This is a genomic window from Leifsonia araucanica, assembly GCF_051161895.1.
Lineage (GTDB): Bacteria > Actinomycetota > Actinomycetes > Actinomycetales > Microbacteriaceae > Leifsonia.
This window is the reverse complement of the sequence record NZ_JBMBTW010000002.1, coordinates 722581-741252: the sequence shown is the minus strand read 5'-3', so window position 1 is coordinate 741252 and position 18672 is coordinate 722581. Positions and strand designations below refer to the sequence as shown.

Genomic DNA, 18672 nt, shown 5'->3' with positions numbered 1-18672 from the left:
ACTACTAAACGTTGCGGTCGGCCGATCCGTTCCCTGGTGGCTGTGCGTCCGCTGCGAACAGCCCGGCGGCGGCGAACAACGCCCGCGCTTTGATCCGCACCTCTTCCAGTTCCTCCTCCGGCACGGACAGCGCCGTGATCCCGCCGCCTGCGCCGATGCTCACCCGCCCGTCGCGGAACACGACGCTCCTGATCACCATCGCGAGGTCGGCGGCGCCGTCGAGCCCGAGGTAGCCGAAGCATCCCGAGTAGACGCCGCGCGGGCCGCGTTCGAGTCCGGCCAGGATGCGCATGGCGCTGAGCTTCGGAGCTCCCGTCATCGAACCGGCCGGGAAGCACGCCTCCACCGCGTCGACCGCGCCGAGACCTGCGCGCAGCCTCCCCTCCACCGTGCTGACCAGCTGGTGCACCTGCGCGTAGCTCTCGACGGCCAGCAGGTGCCGCACACCGACGGAGCCGACCTCGCTCACCCGGCCGATGTCGTTGCGCATCAGGTCCACGATCATCACGTTCTCCGCGCGCTCTTTCTCACTGGCCTCCAGCTCGGCGCGCAGGGCGATGTCGGTGGCGACGGTGGCGCCACGCGGCCGGGTGCCCTTGATCGGCTTGCTCAGCACCCCGCCGGAGGCGGTCACCGCAAGGAACTGCTCGGGCGACGAGCTCACCAGCGTCGTGCCCCCGATGCGCACGAACCCGGCGTGGTGCGCCGGGCTGGCGCCGCGCAGCCGGAGGTGCACGGCGAGCGGGTCGGCGTCGCTGACGGCGTCGGCCCTGTTGGTGAGGCAGAGCTGGTAGGCGTCGCCCGCGCGGATGGAATCCTGGCAGGAGCGGATCATGCCGAGGTATGCGTCGTCGTCGTGCCGCCAGTGCGCCGCTGTCCGCTCGGGCAGTGGATGCGCGTCCGCGTACCGCGCCGCTGCGCCGTCGGCCGCGTGCAGGCGCTCGGCTGTCTCGGCGAGCCAGCGGTCTGCATCCTGGCCGTCCGCGTCCTCCAGCACCAGCAGCTCCACGCCTCCGGTGCCGTGGTCGAACACGACGGCACGGTCGGCGAACAGCATCGCCGCGGCCGGCCCGTCCTCCGCCGCGAATGGCACCCCGAGCGCCGACGCCCCGGACTCGTAGCCCAGCCAGCCCACCCAGCCGAGCGCGAACGACGGTTCCCGCGTGCGCGCCGGAACCAGCTCACGGGTAGCGAGGTCGCCCCGCAGAAGGTCGAGCATGGTGCCAGGACGCGTCGTGGACCCGTCGCTGTCCGTCACCTGCACGGAGCCGCTGTCCAACGCCGTCGTCGCCACGATCGTCCCGGTCGCGAGGATGCTCCGCCCGCTCTCCGCATCCGGTCCTGCGTCCAGCCAGACCGCATCCGGCGCGTCGGCGAACAGCGCGACGAAGGCGTCTGCGGCGTCCGGTCGCCCGTCGAACTGCTGCACACGGAGACGGGTTGGCACTGCATTAGCCTAGGCGAATGGATGCGCGCACCACCCTCTCCGATTGGCGCGACGGCGAACTCGTCGCACTCGACGACTGCGAGGTGGTGGAGCAGACGCTCGACGTGGCCGACTCGTTCCTGGTGGACGACGGCCGGGCGCTCGCGCTCGGCCTGCACCGCTCCCGGTTCCTCGACTCCGCCCGCGAGCAGGGTTTCCGCGACCGCGCCGAGACCGAACGCTTCTGGGACGCCGCCGTCGCGTCGATCCCCCGCACCGGCGCCTGGTTCCCGCGGTTCGAGCTGGCGACGATCCGGGATGCGCACCGCCTCCGCTTCCGCCTGCGTCCCGCTCCCCCGCTGACCGACTCCGTCGTCCTCGCGACGGCCGACGGCGACCCCCGCCGCGTGCCGGACATCAAGGGTCCGGACATCGCCCAGCTCGGCGTACTCCGCCAGCGCGCCCAGCAGGTGGGAGCCGACGAGGCGGTCATCCTCGACAACGGCCTCATCTCCGACGGAACGACGACCGCGCTGCTGTGGTGGCGCGGCGACACGCTCGCCACCCCTCCGCTGACCTTCGCAAATGTCGACAGCGTGGCCGCGCGCACGGTCCGCGGGGTGGCGGCTGCGCTGCGCATCCCGGTCGACGAGGAGGCCGTGACGCCCGCCGAGCTCGAGGGCACGGTGGTCTGGGCCGTGAACGCGCTGCACGGCATCCGGGCGGTGACGTCGTGGGTGGACGGGCCGCAGCTGGCTCAGGATGCGGCGCGCACGACGGCCTGGCGCACCCGGCTCGCCGCGCTGGCGCGGGAGGTGTGAGCGGAGCGCCGCTCGCTACGCCACCACCCGCCCGTCTTCGATCCTGACGCTCCTGTCGACCAACTCCGACGGCACCCGCGTGTGCGAGATTATCAGCACACTGCGCCCGTCCTGGGCCGCTGTCGTGAGGATGTCGCGCACGACCGTGTCGGCCACAGCGCCGTCGACGTTGGCCGTGGGCTCGTCCACGATGAGCACGGGGAAGTCGGCCAGGATGGCGCGGGCGAGCGCGATGCGCTGTGCCTGACCGCCGGAGACGAGCGCGCCGCGCTCCCCCACCGGCGCGTCGAGCCCGCCGCGGGCGGCCGCCCACTCGCCGAGGCCGACGCGGTCGAGGACGGCCAGGAGGTCGGCGTCCGTCGCGGTGTCCCTCGCGAACAGGAGGTTCTGGCGGAGGTCGGCGTCGAACAGGAACGGCTGCTGCTCGCAGAGGCCGACGATCCGCCGCACGTCGTCCTGCCGCGCCGAAAAGGCCTCGACGCCGTCGATCGTGTAGCTGCCCGAGTAGTCGATGAGACGGGTGAGGACGTGCGCGATGGCGGTCTTGCCCGCGCCGGTCGGCCCGGTGAGCAGCACCCGCTCTCCGGGCGCGATCCGCACATCCACGTCGGTCAGCACCGGGATGGATGCGCCGGGCCAGTGCGCGCCGACCCCGGTCAGGCGCAGCTCGGGGACCGACCGCACCACGAGTTCGACCGGAGCATCCCGGTCGACGGGGATGCCGGAGGGAAGCGTCTCCGGGGCCGTCGCCGCGATGCGTTCGGCGCTCGCGACGACCTGGCGCCACGAACCGAGCGCGAGCGGCACCATCCCGAACACCTCGAACACCGCGAGCGGGAGCAGCGCGACGACCGCGAGCTCCGGGCCGTCGATCCGTCCGGCGCCCAGAGCCGGGATGCCCGTGGCCAGGGCGATCGCCGTGGCGGCGCCCGCCAGCACGGAGACCACAGCGCCGGTCAGCGCCACCCCGACCGCCCGCGAACGCACGGCGGCGGTGAGCGCGGCGCTCGCGTCGTCGACCCGCTTGCGCGCGGTGTCGAGCGCGCCGAAGGCGGTGAGCACATCGAGGTTGCGCACGAGGTCGCTGACGGCGTCGCTGAGGTCGGCGCGCAGCGGCGCGAGCCTCCGCTCCGCCCGGCCGGACGCCCAGGTGTTCACGAGGGTGCCGACGACGAACGCGAGCACGAGCGTCAGGAGCAGGCCGAGCGCCGCCTCCGGGAGCAGCAGGAACGTTCCCACGACCGTGAGCAGCGCGATCAGGCCGGACGTCGCCAGCGGCTGGACGACACGCAGCGGGTAGTTCTGCAGCTCGTCCACGTCGTTCGCCAGCCGGGAGAGCAGGTCGCCGCGACGCGTGCCGCCGAGGCCGTCCGGTGCGAGCGGGACGAGCCGCCGGTACAGCTCCGTGCGCACCTCCGGCAGCTGCCGGAAGGCGGCGTCGTGCCCGGCCAGCCGTTCGAGGTAGCGGAAGAACGCGCGCCCGAGGGCGAACGCCCGCACCCCGACCACGGCGAGCGAGATGTACATCAACGCCGGCTGTTCGGCCGCGCGAGCGATCAGCCAGGCCGACGATGCGAGCAGCGCAACAGCGCTCCCGCCGCTCAGCACGCCGAGCGCGATGGCCGACCACAGCCGCCGCACGGGAGGCAGCGCGAGCCGCAGCACCCGGCGGGCACCGGGCGACGCGCGGTGCAGGCCAGCGGAGGACGGGACGCCCGCCTCCATCACTCGTTCACTCGACACGGCTTCCGGCCTCCATCCTCAGCACCACGTCGGCGGCGTCGGCCACCTGTTCCCGGTGGCTCACCACGAGCACGGCCACACCGTCGTCGGCGATCCTGCGCAGCGTGCCGAGCAGCCGCGCTTCCACTGCCTCATCCAGGGCGGAGGTCGGCTCGTCCAGAAGCAGCACAGTCCCGCCAGACGATACGGAGGCACCGGATGCGCGCAACCGGTACAACGCCCGCGCGACGGCCACCCGCTGCGCCTGCCCTCCGGACAGCCCGGCTCCCCCGACGCCCAGCATCGTCTCCGGCGCCAGTTCGTCCGCGGCGGCCAGCCGCAACGCCTCGGCGACCAGCGCCGGGTCGGGATGCGCGGAGCCGAGCGCGACGTTCGACGCGATCGTCCCCGCGATCAGGCCGGGCGTCTGCGCGGCCCAGGCGACGGCATCGCGGCGACCGGCCGCATCCACTGCTCCGCCCGCGCTGATGCTCCCGGTGAACGGCACGAACCCGAGCACTGCGGCGAGCAGCGAGGATTTCCCGCTGCCGCTCGGCGCAGTCAGGACGGCGAGGGTGCCGGGCGCGATGTCCGCGGAGAAGCCGGTCACCACCTCCCGGTCGTCGTAGGAGATGGTCACGTCGTCGAACACGAGTCCGGGCCGTCCGGATGACGAAGCAGCACCCGCCGCAGCACCCCCAGCAGCCCTGTCTTCATCCAGCACTGCGAACGCCGCCTGCGCCGCCTCGATCCCCTCCGTCGCCGCGTGGAAGCTCGCGCCCACGTTCCGCAGCGGCAGGAACGCCTCCGGAGCGAGCAGCAGCACGAACAGCCCGACGGACAGGTCAAGCTGCCCGTTCAGCAGCCGCAGCCCGATGGCCACAGCCACCAGCGCCACCGACAGGCTCGCGGCGAGCTCCAGCACGAAGCCGGAGAGGAACGACATGCGCAGCACCTTCATGGTGTGCACCCGGTAGTCGTCGCTCACCGACCGGATGCGCGCCTCCTGCCGGTGCTGACGTCCGAACAGCTTGAGGGTCGAGAGCCCGTCGACCACGTCGAGGAAGCCGCGCGACAGCCGGGACAGCGCGGACCACTGCTTGCTCTGCGCCGCCTGGGTCGCCCAGCCGACGAGCATCATGAACACCGGGATGAGCGGCAGCGTGATCACGACGATCAGCCCGCTGGTCGGGTCCTGCCAGAAGATCACCAGCACCAGGATCGGCGTGGCGATGGCCGTGAGGATCAACTGGGGAACGTACTTGGTGAAGTAGCCGTCCAGCGCATCCAGCCCGCGGCCGACCGTCACGGTCACGTCGGCCGTGCTCCGCGTGCGCAGCCAGCCAGGACCGAGCCGGCCGATGGCCGCGACCAGCGCGCTGCGCAACTGACCGACCACGGTCGCCCCTCCGCGGGCGGCGGCGGACTCCGCAAGCCAGCCCACCACCCCGCGCACGAGCACCACCAGCGCCAGCCAGCCCAGCAGCCCGGCCAGCGCCGCCGGCTGCTCCCCCGCGACGCCGCGCACCACCAGCTGCGTCACCAGCCAGGCGAACAGCACCACGCACGCCGTCTGCGCCACGGCGAGCACGCCGCCCACCGCGAGAGTGGTGCGCGCCGCCGCCGCGTAGCGCAGCAGCCGGGGATCGAGGGGACGCACGGGTCAGCCGGCCTCGACGGGCACCGGCGCCTCGGCCGGGATGCTCGCCCGGGTGACGCGCTTGCGGAAGATCCAGTACGTGAACGCCTGGTAGAGCAGGATCAGCGGCAGGAAGATCGCCGCGACCCAGGTCATCACCGTCAGCGTCGTCTGCGAGCTGGACGCGTTCGCGATCGTCAGGCTGTTCTCCGGGTTCGGTGACGACGGCATCACGTTCGGGAACAGCGCGGCGAACAGCGACACCACGGCCAGCGCGATGGTGACGGCCATGAACGTGAACGACCAGCCCTCCGCCCCGCGCAGGTTGGCGACCCAGGATGCGATCAGCGCCACGGCGGCGAGCAGGGCCAGCACCACGAACACCACCGAGAAGTGGGCGATGGCCGTCCAGAGCAGGAACGCCGCGGCCACCACGATCGCGGCGAGCCCGGACTTCACCGCCAGCTTCCTGGCACGCTCGCGGATCTCGCCGTCCGTCTTGAGCGAGATGAACACGACCCCGTGCGTGAAGAACAGCAGGAGCGTGGTCAGCCCGCCGAGCAGCGCATACGGGTTGAGCAGGTCGAAGAGCGTTCCGGTGTAGTTGTACTGCGCATCCAGTGCGACGCCCTGCACGATGTTCGCGAACGCGACCCCCCAGAGCAGCGCGGGCAGCAGCGAGCCGACGAAGATCATGCAGTCGAACCACTTCTTCCAGCGCGAGTCCGGTCGCTGGTGCCGGTACTCGAACGAGACGCCGCGCACGATCAGCGCGAGCAGGATGAGCAGCAAGGCCAGGTAGAACCCGCTGAACAGGGTGGCGTACCACTCGGGGAACGCCGCGAACAGCGCAGCCCCACCCACGATCACCCAGGTCTCGTTGAGGTCCCAGACCGGGCCGATGGTGTTGATCATCACGCGGCGGTCGACGTCGTCCTTGCTGAGGAACGGAAGCGCCATCCCGACGCCGAAGTCGAAACCGTCGAGCACGAAGTATCCGACGAAGAAGAACGCGACGATACCGAACCAGAGAATTGCGAGATCCATCAGAGACTCCTAGTAGACCGTCGTGACAGGGACGTGGTTGCCGTCGTCGTCGACGTGCTCCTCCGCGGGAGCAGGACCCTTCTGGGCCGCGCGCTTCATCAGCGAGAACTCGACGACGGCGAGCGTGCCGTACACCGCGGTGAACGCGATCAGCGAGATCAGCACGGTGAGGCCGGTGACCCCGGGCGACACCCCGTCCTCCGTCTTCATCAGGCTGAACACGATCCAGGGCTGCCTGCCCATCTCGGTGAAGACCCAGCCGACGATCATGGCGAGCATCGAGAGCGGGAACGCCCAGATCGCGGCCTTCCAGACCCACTTGTTGGTGGGCATCCTGCCCTTGCGGGTGAGCCAGAGGCCGACGACGGCGACCAGGACGTGGAGCATCCCGAGGCCGATCATCCAGCGGAACGCCCAGTAGGTGATCCAGATGGTCGGCGTGTAGTCGCCGGGACCGTAGAGCTGCACGTACTGCGCCTGCAGGTCGTTGATGCCCTCGACCGTGCCGTTCAGCGTGTGCGTCGAGAGGAACGACAGCAGATACGGGATGCGGATCGAGAACAGTTCGTGCACGCCGTCCGGGGTGCCGAGGGTGAAGATCGAGAACGACGCGTCCGCGCCGGTGGAGGTCTTGTAGAGCGCTTCCGCCGCCGCCATCTTCATCGGCTGGGTCTGGACCATCGCGAGACCGAGCTGGTCACCGCTCAGCACGGTCAGCGCACCAGCGCCCACCATCACCCACAGGCCGAACTTGAGGGCCGGGCGCATCGTGTCGAGGTGCTGGTTCCTCGACAGGTGCCAGGCCGCCACCGTGATGATGAGGCCGGCGGACACCATGAAGCAGGCGAAGATCGTGTGCGGGAAGGCGGCGAGGGCCACCTTGTTGGTCAGCACGGCGCCGATGTCGGTGAGCTCGGCCCTCCCCTTCTCGGCGTTGATGCTGTATCCGACCGGGTTCTGCATGAACGCATTGGCCGCGATGATGAAGTACGCCGACAGGATGCTGCCGGCGGCCGTGACCCAGATGGTCGCCAGGTGCAGGCCCCGCGGGAGCTTGTCCCAGCCGAAGATCCAGAGCCCGATGAAGGTCGCCTCCAGGAAGAAGGCGAGCAGGCCTTCCAGCGCGAGCGGTGCGCCGAAGACGTCTCCGACGAAGCGGGAGTAGTTGGACCAGTTCATCCCGAACTGGAACTCCTGCACGATGCCGGTGACGACGCCCATCGCGAAGTTGATCAGGAACAGCTTCCCGAAGAAGTGGGTCAGCTGCAGATAGTGCACCTTCCCCGTGCGGTACCAGGCCGTCTGGAAGATCGCGACGGAGGTGACCAGCCCGATCGTCAAGGGGACGAACAGGAAGTGATAGATCGTCGTCAGCCCGAATTGCCACCGTGAGAGCAGAAGCGGGTCAAGGAGTTCGTGCACGGGTGTGTCCACCTTCCTCGTCGACTTCTACGCTCTGTAGAACTCGACTTCTACAAAGTGTAGAACATTCTCAGCGTGCCGCGGTACCCTGGATCCGTGGCAAATCTCGGAGAACTGGAACGAGCGATCATGGACGCTCTGTGGAGCAGCGGAGCCCCGCTCTCCGCCAACGAACTACGCGACAAGCTAGCGGCATCCAGAACCGACGGCAAGACTCCCGCCCTCACCACCGTGCTCACCGTGCTCTCCCGGCTGGAGCAGAAGGGCTTCGCCGAACGAGACAGGGATGCGCGCCCGCACCTCTACACCGCAGCGGTCTCCCGTGCCGGCCACGTCGCCGACCTGATGCGCGAAGTCCTCGAGACCTCCAGCGACCGCAACGCGGCGCTCGCATACTTCGTCGGCTCTGTCGACGAGTCGGAGGCGGAGACACTGCGCCACCTCCTCGACGCCCGCACCTCCTAGCCTCCCGTGCCACCCGTCAACGAGATCGCCGTGCTGCTCGGCGTGCTCGCCGTCGCCCTCGCGTGGCCCGTCCCCGTGCTCCTCGCGCGCGCGAAGTGGCCGGCGTCCGCCCCGGTGCTCGCCCTCGCACTCTGGCAGTCCATCGCGCTCGCCGGTGGCATCTCAATGATCGGCTCCCTGCTGCTCTACGGGCTGCAGCCGTTCGGGCACGATCTCTGGTCGCGCATCCAGGGTGCGGCCTCGACGGTGTTCTCCGGCCCGCTGCCCGCCGGGGCGTCGCTGCTCAACACGTTCGCCCTGAGCGCAGCCGTCCTCCTCACCGTGCACCTGCTGCTCAACCTCGCACTCACCTCGGCGCGCAGCAGACGCCAGCGCCACCGCCACCGCGAACTCCTCAGCCTGCTCAGCGAACCGCTGCCGGACACCCCGAGCACGCGCATCATCGACCACCCGGCCCCCGCGGCGTACTGCCTGCCCGGCGCGAAGAGCGTGACCGTGCTCTCCGAGGGCATGATCGCGCTGCTCACCCCGGAGCAACTGGATGCGGTGGTCGCCCACGAGCACGCCCACCTGCGCCAGAAGCACCACCTGCTGCTCGACGCGTTCCGCTCCTGGAAGCGTGCGCTCCCCTGGTTCCCGATCGCCAACAGGGCTCAGGATGCCGTCGCCCTGCTGATCGAGATGCTGGCCGACGACGCCGCCCGGCCAGCGGCCGGCGACCGCGTGCTCGCCGACGCCATCCGGGTCGTCGACGACACCGGCACGGCCGGAGCGGTGCTCGGCGCACCCAAGGACAGCCGCACCCCGGAGGAGCGGAGGCACGCCATCGCTGCGCGGGTCGAGCGCCTCGATTCGGCGAACCGGCCGGTGAGCCCTGCGCTCCGGCTGACCGTGGTCGTGCTCACCGCCGCCCTGGTGATCGTGCCGCCCGTCCTGGTGCTCACCAGCTGACACTGCGCGTTCGTTCAGCCCGCGCCCAGTAGCATTTCCCCATGCCGAAGAAGGGGCCGCAGAAGGGCTCGTACGCCAAGGGAATCGCCAAGCGCGAGGAGATCCTCACGACGGCGCTCGACGTCTTCGCCCAGAAGGGCTACCGCGGCGCGTCCCTCCGTGAGATCGCGAGCTCCGTCGGCCTCAGTCAGGCCGGGCTCCTGCACCACTTCTCGTCGAAGGAGGAGCTGTTCGCCGAGGTGCTCCGCAAGCGCGACGAGGTGGACGAGCACGCGCATCCGGAGGGCGGCAGCGTCCGCGGCTTCGACACGCTCGTCGACATCGTGCGCCACAACGCCGACGTGCCCGGCCTCGTCCAGCTGTACGCGACCATCTCCGCGGAGGCGGCGGACGAGGACCACCCCGGCCACGCATACTTCGTCGAGCGCTACGCCATGCTGCTCCGCGCCATCGACGAGCACGTGCGCGCCGAGCAGAGCGCAGACCGCATCGACCCGTCGCTCGACCCGCTGCAGGTGGCGCGCCTGGCCATCGCCGTCGCCGACGGGATGCAGGTGCAGTGGATGCTCGACGACAGCGCGGACATGGCGGCCACCCTCGAGTACTTTTTCACCCTCATCCGGCGAGAGCCCCGGGATGCGCGGACGGCGACCACGTGAACGAGGCGCTGACCTGGATCCTGGACATCGTCCAGAGCGTCGACCCCGTGCTCCGCACCCTCCTCGCCGGTGTCGGAATCCTGCTGGAGACCTCGATCCTGATCGGCCTGATCGTGCCGGGCGACACCATCGTGCTGGTCGCCAGCACCGCCGTAGCGAGCCCGATCGAGTACTTCGCGCTCGTGGTCGTCGTGATCATCGGAGCGCTGGCCGGGGAGAGCATCGGCTTCGCCCTCGGCCGATACTTCGGCCCGAAGATCCGGGCGAGCAGGCTCGGCCTGAAGCTCGGCCAGAGCAACTGGGACAAGGCGGAGGCCTACCTCGCCAAGCGCGGAGGGATCGCGGTGTTCCTGTCCCGCTTCCTGCCGGTGCTGCACTCCCTCATCCCGCTCACCGTCGGCATGAGCCCGATGCGCTACCGCACCTTCATGGCCTGGACGGCTCCCGCCTGCGTGATCTGGGCGTTCGCCTACGTGTCCGTGGGGTCGGCGGCCGCCGGCAGCTACCGCGAGCTGTCGCAGGAGCTGCACGGCGCCGGCTACGTGTTCGTCGCCATCATCGCCGCCTTCATCGTGCTGGCGTACATCGTCAAGAAGGTGCTGCAGAAGCGCGAGGCCAGGCACATGGACGCCGGACACACGGATGCGGCGGTCCGGGAACCCGAACCGCCGCACCTCGACGAGGCCTAGCCCCGTCTGTCGCCTTCCGGCGCTCCTGCTACTTCTTGATGGGGTGGCTGGACAGCCACTCCTTCGCCAGCGCATCCGGCTGGGTCTTGCTTGCGCCCTGGTTCTTGCCGTTGAGGTCGATCAGGTCGCTGGTGGTGAGCTCGGCCGACACCTTGTTCAGCACGTCCTTCACCGTGGAGCTTGCCTTCTTGGAGTTGATCAGCGGCACGATGTTCTGCGCGGCGATCAGGCTCTTCGGGTCTTCCAGGGTGACGAAGCCGTTGTCCTTGATCGCGGGCGTCGTGGTGTAGATGTCCGCCAGCTGCACGTCGCCGTTCTTGAGGGCGGCGACGGTCAGCGGGCCGCCGGAGTCGCTGATCGGCTTGAGCGTGGCGGTCACGCCGTACGCGCTCTTGAGCCCGGGGATGCCGTACGGCCGCTGGCCGAACTCCGGGTTGGCGCCGACTGTGAGCGGCTCGGTGACCTTGGACAGGTCGGAGAGGCTCTTCACGCCCCACTTCTCCGAGAACTCCTTGGTGACGTTGTACGAGTCCGCGTCCTGCGCCTTGGCCTGGTCGAGCACCTCGAAGCCGGACGGCAGCGCCTTGGAGAGCGCCGCGTACACGTCGTCGCTGGAGGTGTCCGTGCTGGACTTGTCGTAGAACTGCAGCAGGTTGCCGGAGTACTCGGGGATGAGGTCGATCGAGCCGTCCTGCAGCGCCTTCAGGTAGACGTCGCGCTGGCCGATGCTGGGCTTCAGGTTGACCTTCACGCCGTTGGCCTCGAGAGCCTGGCCGTAGATCTGCATGAGGATCTCGGACTCGCCGAATGCGGCGGAGCCGATGGTGACGGTGTCGCCGGACGACGACGACGTGGACGAATTGTCCAGTGCTCCGCCGCCGGACGAGCACGCGCTGAGAGCCAGCAGGGCTCCCGCCGCGAGGACGCCGGCCGCGATGCGGCCTCTCTTCGATGCGAACATGTTCGTTTCTCTCTTTCGGTGGGTGCGTTGGGACTGTGGGATGGAAAAGTCAGAGGTTGGTGCCGAGCGGGCGGTTCGGGACGGACGGCCCGAGCGGACGCCACGGGTCCTTCGTGCGCACATCCTGGACCTTGCCGGCCGCGACGCCGCGAGGCACGACGAGCCGCTGCACGATGGCGAACAGCCCGTCGGTGACGAGGGCGAGCGCAATCACCAGGATCGAGCCGCCGAGCATCTCGTCGTACTTCTGCACGGCCAGCCCGTCGAACAGGTAGCGGCCGAGGCCGCCGACCGGCAGGATCGCAGCGACCGTCCAGGTGGCGACCACCTGCAGCGCGGCGGAGCGCAGCCCGCCGATGATGAGCGGCAACGACAGCGGCAGCTCGACCTTGAACAGGATCTGCAGCTCGGTCATCCCCATGCCGCGGGCCGCGTCGATGGTGCGCCTGTCGACGGATTCGAGGCCGGAGTACGCCCCGGCGAGCACCGGAGGGATCGCCAGGATGGTCAGCGCGATCAGCGGGGGGACGATGCTCAGGTTGAGCGTGATCAGCGCCAGGTAGACCACCAGACCGAGGGTCGGGATGGCGCGGAGCGCACCAGAGACGCCGATCGCGAGCCCGCGGAACCGGCCGGTGTGCCCGATGGCGAACCCGATCGGCAGAGCGATCACCGCGGCCAGGATGAGGGTGAGCAGCGAGTACCAGACGTGCTCCCCCAGCCGGGCGGCGATCCCGCTCGGCCCAGCCCAGTTGGCTGGATCGAAGACCCAGGCGAATGCCGCGAGGATGTCGGTCATGCGCCGGTCACCGCCTTCAGCGCCGCCCGGCGGGTGGCGCGCTTGGTCGTTCCGAGCCTCGTCCACGGCATCAGCAGCCTGCCGAGCAGCACGAGGGCGAGGTCGAAGACGAGGGCGATGATCACGATCGCGACGATGCCGGTCACCACCTCGGCGTTGTTGTACTGGTTGAGGCCCTGCACGAACATGGTGCCCAGGCTGGACACGCCGATCAGGGAGCCGACGCTGACCAGGCTCACGGTGCTCACCGACACCACCCGCAGTCCGGCGAGCAGCACGGGACCGGCGAGCGGGAGTTCCACCGACCAGAACCGGCGCCAGGTGCTGAAACCGATCGCCGTGGCCGACTGCATCACGTCACCCGGCACGCTCGCGAGCGCATCCGAGCTGGTGCGGACCATCAGCGCGAGGGCGTACAGGCTGAGCGCGATCACGACGTTCACCGGGTCGAGGATCTTCGTGCCGAACAGCGCGGGCATCGCCACGAACAGCGGGAGCGACGGGATGGCGTACAGGATGCCGCCCAGGGTCAACAGCACGCCGCGGCTCACCCGGTAGCGATTCGCCACCCAGCCGATCGGCAGTGCGACGATGAACCCGATGATGATCGGAAAGACGCTCAGCGTGACGTGAGCGACCGTGAGGTCCCAGACCAGGCCGATGTTCGACCACAGCCAACTCACGACGCTTCCTCACCCTGCGCCGGAGCACCCACGACCTGTGCGGTCGTGGCCTTTGCCTCGGGGAGGGCCGAGCCCTCCGAACGCAGCACACCGGCCGTGCGGCCGTCGCTGTCCACGAGCACGCTGCCCGTCGGGGTCTCCTCGATGTGCAGGGCGCGCTTGCCCCTGTCTGCGCCGACGAACGACGCGACGAACTCGTCGGCCGGGTTGGCCAGGATCTCGGCGGGCGTGCCCTTCTGCGCGACGATGCCGCCCTTCCGGAAGATGACCACCTGCGTGCCGAGCCGGAACGCCTCGTCGATGTCGTGGGTCACGAACACGACGGTCTTGTCCAGCTCCCGCTGCAGATGGATCAGCTCGTTCTGCAGCTCGTCGCGCACGATCGGGTCGACGGCGCCGAACGGCTCGTCCATCAACAGGATGTTCGGATCGACCGCGAGCCCGCGGGCGACGCCGACGCGCTGCTGCTGGCCGCCGGAGAGCTGGCTGGGGTACTTGTCGGCCAGGGAACGTTCCAGACCGACCGTGTCCATGAGTTCGAGAGCGCGCTGCCGAGCATCCCGTTTCTTGTCGCCGCGCAGCAGGGGAACGGTGGCGATGTTGTCGACCACCTTCCTGTGCGGCAGCAGCCCGGAGTTCTGCATCACGTAGCCGATGCTGCGGCGCAGCTGCACGGGCTTCAGCGACATCACGTCCTGGCCGTCGATCTCGACGGTGCCGCTGGTGGGGTCGACCATCCGGTTGATCATGCGCAGGATGGTCGTCTTGCCGCTGCCGGACGAGCCGACCAGCACCGTGATCTCACGCGACGGGATGACGAGGGAGAAGTCTTCGACAGCGACCGTACCGTCGGGAAACTGCTTCGTTACCGAGCGGAACTCGATCATGTGTGCGGCTCATTCCTCGAAGTTGGCATCGGATCGACACAGGCCTGTCCTTTCAGCCAAACACGATTGAGGCGCTTTGGCAAAGGATTGCGTCGAAATGTGGCGCGGGCGGTCCGGAACAACCGAACCCCCTTTCCATGTCAGTGGCACTGCACACTCTGTTCGGTGTGGAGGACGTATCGGATGGCAACATGCCACCACCCACTGACATTCCCAACTAGAGGAGGTGTTGCGAACTACTCAGGCCTTGTCGCCGTAGCGCCTCTCGAGGTACTCGCGGGCGACGACCCTCGCCTCGGCGATGAAACGCTCGTCGCCGGCGGGGTCGAGCACGAAGGCCCTGTTGATGAGGGAGTCCATCATCTCCACCACGACTTCGAGGTGGAAGGTGAGCTCGTCGCCGGCCGGGAGGCCGAATTCGTCGGAGAGGATCTCGGCGAAGCGGTGGGCGAAGAAGTCGTCGTCCTGCGCCTGCTCGTCCTCGGGCGCTCCCGAGCGCTCCGCGTCGGTGAAGCGGATGATGCGGAAGCCGGGCTCTGCGCGGAACATGCCGACGAACGCGTCGATCGCGCACTCGACGGCCATCCACCAGTGCTCAGGAGCCTGCGCCCTGATGCCCTGCACGACCGCCTGGCGGTAGCGCACCACAGCGCGGTCGCGCAGCGCCTGGAGCAGCACGATGCGGTCCGGGAAGTAGCGGTAGACGGTTCCGATGGATGCGCCGGCCCGCTCGGCCACCATCGCGGTGGTGAGGCGGTCGAAACCGATCTCGTCCACCACCTCCGCAGCGGCGTCGAGCAGCGCGTCGATGCGTGCTGCGCTCCGCTCCTGGATGGGTTCGGTTCGCACCAGTGGTGCTCCGGATGTGTTCTGACCGGCCACGAGGTCGTTGATGGGCACGAGGGCTACTCCTTTTTTTCCTGCAGATCAACAATACGTCTGTCGGGTCCCCAGCCCCACGGCGTTCAGTACCGTGATAATCGGATCATATTCGGGGAAACCTCATTTATGCCGGGGAATTCGCTCCGACTCGCCGCATAGTGCATCCCCAGATCTGGGGGATGCGCACACGGGTGTCCAGCGTCCATGAGAAACTAGTCAGATATGCCCGCCACCCCTGACAAACGCGGCGCGAGCGTCGAGCCCATCATGCATCGCGCGGCGCGCATCGAGGATGCGTTCCACGATTTCCGCGCCCGCCGCGCCCGCAAGCGCGGATATCTGGCGACCGTCGTGCCGTACGCGGGCTACGGAGCCCCGACCTGGGCGCGCATCCTGGGCAGGGTGGTTCTCGCCAAGGAGCCGAAGCCGGGCAGCAGGGCGGAGCGCAAGCACCGCAAGCGCGAGGAGAGCATCCGGGGCTGGCGGTCGTTCACCAGCGTCCCCGTCTCCGACACCCCGGTCACCATCGAGATCGAGGGCGACCGGCACACGGTGATGCCCGACCGCGGCGGCGTGATCGACACGGTCATCCCCGTGCAGCTCACGCCCGGCTGGCACACGGTCAGGATGTTCACCGAGCAGTCGACACGCGTGTTCGAGGCCCCGGTCTTCATCGTCGACCCGAAGGCGACCTTCGGCATCATCTCCGATGTGGACGACACCGTCATGGTCACGGCGCTCCCCCGCCCGCTGCTCGCCGCCTGGAACACGTTCGTGCTCGACGAGCACGCCCGCGTCGCCACGCCCGGCATGTCCGTGCTGCTCGAACGGCTGGCGGCCACGCATCCCGGCACGCCGGTGATCTACCTGTCGACGGGGGCGTGGAACGTCGCTCCGACGCTCACCCGTTTCCTCTCCCGCAACCTGTTCCCGGCCGGTCCCCTTCTGCTGACCGACTGGGGGCCGACGCACGACCGCTGGTTCCGCAGCGGGCGCGAGCACAAGCGCGTCAGCCTGGAACGGCTGGCCCACGAGTTCCCCGGCCTCAAGTGGCTGCTGATCGGCGACGACGGCCAGCACGACGAGATCCTGTACGGCGAGTTCACGACCGCGCACCCCGACAGCGTCACCGCCGTCGCGATCCGGCAGCTGTCCAACAGCGAGGCGGTCCTCGCGGGTGGCCGGTCGAAGGCAGAGAAGCACACCGAGCTGAGTGGCGCGCCGTGGGTGTACGCACCGGACGGCGCCGGTCTCAGCGAGCAGCTCAACGACCTCGGGCTGCTGCACTAGGCAGACCTTCCGTGGCTGCGCCTGGGGTGTCGGCGGTGTCCGGGATACTGGGGCCATGACAGCACGCCGCGCCGACCTGCTCAGGATGCGCAGACGCGCGCAGCTGCTCGACCCTCTCGCAGCGGGCGGTCCGGCAGCGGGCGACACGGTACCGAACGATCCGACCGCCGTCGTGCACCGGATGCTCGCGGTCCAGGCGCAAGACTTCGGCGCCGCGTGCTGGGCGCTCGGCGCCCGCAGCCCGGGCAGCACGCGCGACGACGTGCTCGCCGCGCTCGACGCCGGTAGCATCATCCGGTCCTGGCCGATGCGCGGCACGCTCCACTTCGTCCCTCCCGCCGACCTGCGCTGGATGCTCGGGGTCACGACCACGCGCATGGTCGCCGGTCTCACGGCCAGGCACCGGCAGCTGGAGCTCGAGTCCGCCGACTTCGTCCGTGCGCGCGACATTGTGACCGACGCCCTCGCGGGCGGCGGACGCATCGGCAGAGCGGAGCTGATGGCGCTGTGGGAGGCGAACGGCATCGCGACGGCCGGGCAGCGCGGCTATCACCTCATCTACTTCCTGGCCCAGACCGGCGTGCTCTGCTGGGGGCCGACGCACAAGACGCAGCAGGCGCTCGTGCTGCTGGACGAGTGGGCGCCGCCCGCCACGGCCAGGCAGCTGGAGCCGGACGAGGCCCTCGGCGAGTTCCTGCTGCGGTATCTGCTCGGGCACGGCCCGGCGACCGTCAAAGACTTCGTCTGGTGGACCAAGGGAACGATGGCGGGCGCCAAGACAGCCATCGCGGTGCTCGGTGACCGCATCGGTCGGCTGGAGGTGGACGGCGTCGAGTACCTGGTCGCGGCGGAGCACGCGGACGGCGGGGAGCACGCGGATGGCGCGGAGCACGCGGAACACGCGCACGACGGACGCAGCACATCCCGTGCCGCCGTCGACCTGCTGCCCGCGTTCGACGAATACCTGCTCGGCTACCAGGACAGGTCGCCCGTGATCGACGACGCGCACTTCACGGTGGTCGTGCCGGGCAAGAACGGGGTGTTCGCGCCCATCCTGGTCTCCAAGGGACGCGTGACCGGCACGTGGAGGCGCACGACAGCATCCACGTCGGTGGCCGTCGAGCCGCTTCCGTTCGGGCGGCTGACCGCGGCCGAACGCGCCGGGGTGAAGCGCGCGGCGACGGCGTACGGGCGCTTCCTCGGCCTGCCAGCGACGGTCACCGCGGAGGCCTGACGCCGGTAGCCTGGGATCGTGGCTCCACGACTTCCCGCCAGCATCCGCATCCCTGCCAACATCAGGACAGCGAGCAGGGTTCCCTTCCTGCAGGTGGCGAAGACCGCGGTCGCCATGATCCTGTCGTGGGTGATCGCGAGCCTGCTGCTCCCCGGCGAGCTTCCCGTGTTCGCGACCATCGCGGCGCTGCTGGTCGTGCAGCCGAGCGTGAACCAGTCGGTCGGCAAGGCCATCGAGCGCAGCATCGGCGTGATCGTCGGGGTGCTCATCGCGTACGGCATCGGCCTCGCGTTCGGCACCAACAGCTGGATCGTGCTGGTGGCGGTCGTCGTGTCGATCATCCTGGCCTGGGCGCTGAAGCTCACGCCGGGCACCGCCAACCAGGTGCCGATCACCGCGATGCTCGTGCTCGCGGTCGGCGCGTCCAACCCGGAGTACGCCCTCGCGCGCATCGTGGAGACGATCATCGGCGCCGTCATCGGCGTGATCATCAACATCGCGATCGTGCCCCCTGTGCAGTGGGAGCCCGCTCACCGCGCCATCCTGGGGCTCGGCTCCGAGCTGGCGGCGACCCTCGACCGGCTGGCGACCGCGCTCACCACCCCGCAGACCCCGTCGCAGCTGAACGCGCTGCTCATCGAGGCGCGACTGCTGCGGCCGATGGAGAAGAAGGCGGACGCCGCCGTCGCGCAGGCGGAGGACAGCCTCACCCTCAATCCGCGGCAGGGCAAGCACCGGGTGGCCCTCGACCACGACCTCGAGCTGTTCGCCCGGTTCCGGCCGATCATCACGCGCGCGCTCGGCATGACGCGCGCCTTCCGCGACCACTACGACGACACGCTCGCGGGCGAGCCCACCATCCAGGCCATCGCGGAGGAGCTGCGGAGGTCGGCGCACGACCTGCGGCTGCTCGCCCGCGATCCGGATGCGCCGGTCGTCGAACCCGGCACGGAGACCGCAGGGCTGCCCGTGCTCACCGCTCCCCTCGTCATCGCGACGCCCGACCCGCGCCACTGGGTGCTGCTCGGCTCGCTGATGGAAGACCTGCGCCGCGTGCACGACGAGATCACCGGGGAAGAGACCGCCTGATCGGCG

At 69.6% G+C, this 18672-nt stretch carries 18 protein-coding genes; 8 read left to right on the top strand and 10 right to left on the bottom strand.

The annotated features are described in order from the left end of the window. Positions 1 to 4: 4 nt before the first annotated feature. Positions 5 to 1447 (bottom strand): aminodeoxychorismate synthase component I, encoded by a 1443-nt coding sequence (pabB, locus tag ACN6M5_RS03510; protein WP_434948519.1) that lies wholly within the window; start codon positions 1445 to 1447, stop codon positions 5 to 7. A gap of 17 nt (positions 1448 to 1464) precedes the next feature. Between pabB and ACN6M5_RS03505 the strand changes: the two genes are divergently transcribed. Next, positions 1465 to 2247, top strand: coding sequence for an aminotransferase class IV (locus ACN6M5_RS03505; RefSeq protein WP_434948518.1), 783 nt, complete (start codon positions 1465 to 1467; stop codon positions 2245 to 2247). Between the two features lie 15 nt (positions 2248 to 2262). On the opposite strand, the gene cydC is transcribed toward ACN6M5_RS03505, so the two are convergent. Genes cydC through ACN6M5_RS03485 form a run of 4 tightly spaced genes read right to left on the bottom strand, consistent with a single transcriptional unit; the run spans position 2263 to position 8077 of the window. Further along, entirely contained in the window at positions 2263 to 3972 is a 1710-nt protein-coding gene (gene cydC / locus ACN6M5_RS03500) for a thiol reductant ABC exporter subunit CydC (RefSeq protein WP_434952310.1), read from the bottom strand. Positions 3973 to 3979: 7 nt separating this feature from the next. Beyond that, positions 3980 to 5629 carry a thiol reductant ABC exporter subunit CydD gene (cydD, locus tag ACN6M5_RS03495; RefSeq protein ID WP_434948517.1) on the bottom strand — a complete coding sequence of 550 codons (1650 nt, stop codon included), beginning with the start codon at positions 5627 to 5629 and terminating at the stop codon, positions 3980 to 3982. Between the two features lie 3 nt (positions 5630 to 5632). After that, on the bottom strand, positions 5633 to 6655 hold the full coding sequence (gene cydB, locus ACN6M5_RS03490) for a cytochrome d ubiquinol oxidase subunit II (RefSeq protein WP_434948516.1): 1023 nt from the start codon (positions 6653 to 6655) through the stop codon (positions 5633 to 5635). A 9-nt stretch (positions 6656 to 6664) separates the two neighbouring features. Next, positions 6665 to 8077, bottom strand: coding sequence for a cytochrome ubiquinol oxidase subunit I (locus tag ACN6M5_RS03485; protein WP_168689378.1), 1413 nt, complete (start codon positions 8075 to 8077; stop codon positions 6665 to 6667). 96 nt (positions 8078 to 8173) lie between these two features. Between ACN6M5_RS03485 and ACN6M5_RS03480 the strand changes: the two genes are divergently transcribed. From ACN6M5_RS03480 to ACN6M5_RS03465, 4 genes are read left to right on the top strand one after another with little or no spacing between them, the layout of a single operon-like run. Next, entirely contained in the window at positions 8174 to 8542 is a 369-nt protein-coding gene (locus ACN6M5_RS03480; protein ID WP_434948515.1) for a BlaI/MecI/CopY family transcriptional regulator, read from the top strand. A 6-nt stretch (positions 8543 to 8548) separates the two neighbouring features. After that, on the top strand, positions 8549 to 9493 hold the full coding sequence (locus ACN6M5_RS03475) for a M56 family metallopeptidase (RefSeq protein WP_434948514.1): 945 nt from the start codon (positions 8549 to 8551) through the stop codon (positions 9491 to 9493). 41 nt (positions 9494 to 9534) lie between these two features. Continuing rightward, positions 9535 to 10152, top strand: coding sequence for a TetR/AcrR family transcriptional regulator (locus ACN6M5_RS03470; RefSeq protein ID WP_434948513.1), 618 nt, complete (start codon positions 9535 to 9537; stop codon positions 10150 to 10152). Then, a complete protein-coding gene (locus tag ACN6M5_RS03465; RefSeq protein WP_085368428.1) occupies positions 10149 to 10841 on the top strand; it encodes a DedA family protein in 693 nt (230 codons plus the stop codon). The genes ACN6M5_RS03470 and ACN6M5_RS03465 overlap by 4 nt, the downstream gene beginning before the upstream one ends. A 28-nt stretch (positions 10842 to 10869) precedes the next feature. Here the strand turns inward: ACN6M5_RS03465 and ACN6M5_RS03460 are convergent, their stop codons facing one another. The 5 genes from ACN6M5_RS03460 to ACN6M5_RS03440 form a co-directional block, all read right to left on the bottom strand. Further along, positions 10870 to 11802 carry an ABC transporter substrate-binding protein gene (locus ACN6M5_RS03460; RefSeq protein WP_434948512.1) on the bottom strand — a complete coding sequence of 311 codons (933 nt, stop codon included), beginning with the start codon at positions 11800 to 11802 and terminating at the stop codon, positions 10870 to 10872. Positions 11803 to 11851: 49 nt separating this feature from the next. Continuing rightward, a complete protein-coding gene (locus tag ACN6M5_RS03455; RefSeq protein ID WP_168689374.1) occupies positions 11852 to 12601 on the bottom strand; it encodes an ABC transporter permease in 750 nt (249 codons plus the stop codon). After that, a complete protein-coding gene (locus ACN6M5_RS03450; protein ID WP_085368431.1) occupies positions 12598 to 13284 on the bottom strand; it encodes an ABC transporter permease in 687 nt (228 codons plus the stop codon). Before ACN6M5_RS03450 ends, ACN6M5_RS03455 begins: the two co-directional genes overlap by 4 nt. Beyond that, positions 13281 to 14171, bottom strand: coding sequence for an ABC transporter ATP-binding protein (locus ACN6M5_RS03445; RefSeq protein WP_434948511.1), 891 nt, complete (start codon positions 14169 to 14171; stop codon positions 13281 to 13283). Before ACN6M5_RS03445 ends, ACN6M5_RS03450 begins: the two co-directional genes overlap by 4 nt. Before the next feature lie 240 nt (positions 14172 to 14411). Continuing rightward, entirely contained in the window at positions 14412 to 15071 is a 660-nt protein-coding gene (locus tag ACN6M5_RS03440; RefSeq protein WP_434948510.1) for a TetR/AcrR family transcriptional regulator, read from the bottom strand. A gap of 204 nt (positions 15072 to 15275) precedes the next feature. On the opposite strand from ACN6M5_RS03440, the gene ACN6M5_RS03435 reads away from it, so the two are divergent. From ACN6M5_RS03435 to ACN6M5_RS03425, 3 genes are read left to right on the top strand one after another with little or no spacing between them, the layout of a single operon-like run. Next, positions 15276 to 16343, top strand: a complete 1068-nt coding sequence (locus ACN6M5_RS03435; protein ID WP_085368436.1) for an App1 family protein phosphatidate phosphatase — start codon at positions 15276 to 15278, stop codon at positions 16341 to 16343. A 55-nt stretch (positions 16344 to 16398) separates the two neighbouring features. Next, a complete protein-coding gene (locus ACN6M5_RS03430) occupies positions 16399 to 17577 on the top strand; it encodes a winged helix DNA-binding domain-containing protein (protein ID WP_434948509.1) in 1179 nt (392 codons plus the stop codon). A gap of 18 nt (positions 17578 to 17595) precedes the next feature. Then, complete coding sequence (locus ACN6M5_RS03425; protein ID WP_434948508.1) at positions 17596 to 18666, top strand: FUSC family protein; 1071 nt, start codon at positions 17596 to 17598, stop codon at positions 18664 to 18666. The last annotated feature ends 6 nt before the right edge of the window (positions 18667 to 18672 follow it).

Excerpts from the sequence above, each read along its gene's own strand:
- cydC (WP_434952310.1), bottom strand. The coding sequence starts at position 3,972 with ATGGAGGCGGGCGTCCCGTCCTCCGCTGGCCTGCACCGCGCGTCGCCC.
- ACN6M5_RS03435 (WP_085368436.1), top strand. The coding sequence starts at position 15,276 with ATGCCCGCCACCCCTGACAAACGCGGCGCGAGCGTCGAGCCCATCATG.
- ACN6M5_RS03505 (WP_434948518.1), top strand. The coding sequence starts at position 1,465 with ATGGATGCGCGCACCACCCTCTCCGATTGGCGCGACGGCGAACTCGTC.
- ACN6M5_RS03470 (WP_434948513.1), top strand. The coding sequence starts at position 9,535 with ATGCCGAAGAAGGGGCCGCAGAAGGGCTCGTACGCCAAGGGAATCGCC.
- ACN6M5_RS03455 (WP_168689374.1), bottom strand. The coding sequence starts at position 12,601 with ATGACCGACATCCTCGCGGCATTCGCCTGGGTCTTCGATCCAGCCAAC.
- ACN6M5_RS03460 (WP_434948512.1), bottom strand. The coding sequence starts at position 11,802 with ATGTTCGCATCGAAGAGAGGCCGCATCGCGGCCGGCGTCCTCGCGGCG.
- ACN6M5_RS03430 (WP_434948509.1), top strand. The coding sequence starts at position 16,399 with ATGACAGCACGCCGCGCCGACCTGCTCAGGATGCGCAGACGCGCGCAG.
- cydB (WP_434948516.1), bottom strand. The coding sequence starts at position 6,655 with ATGGATCTCGCAATTCTCTGGTTCGGTATCGTCGCGTTCTTCTTCGTC.
- ACN6M5_RS03445 (WP_434948511.1), bottom strand. The coding sequence starts at position 14,171 with ATGATCGAGTTCCGCTCGGTAACGAAGCAGTTTCCCGACGGTACGGTC.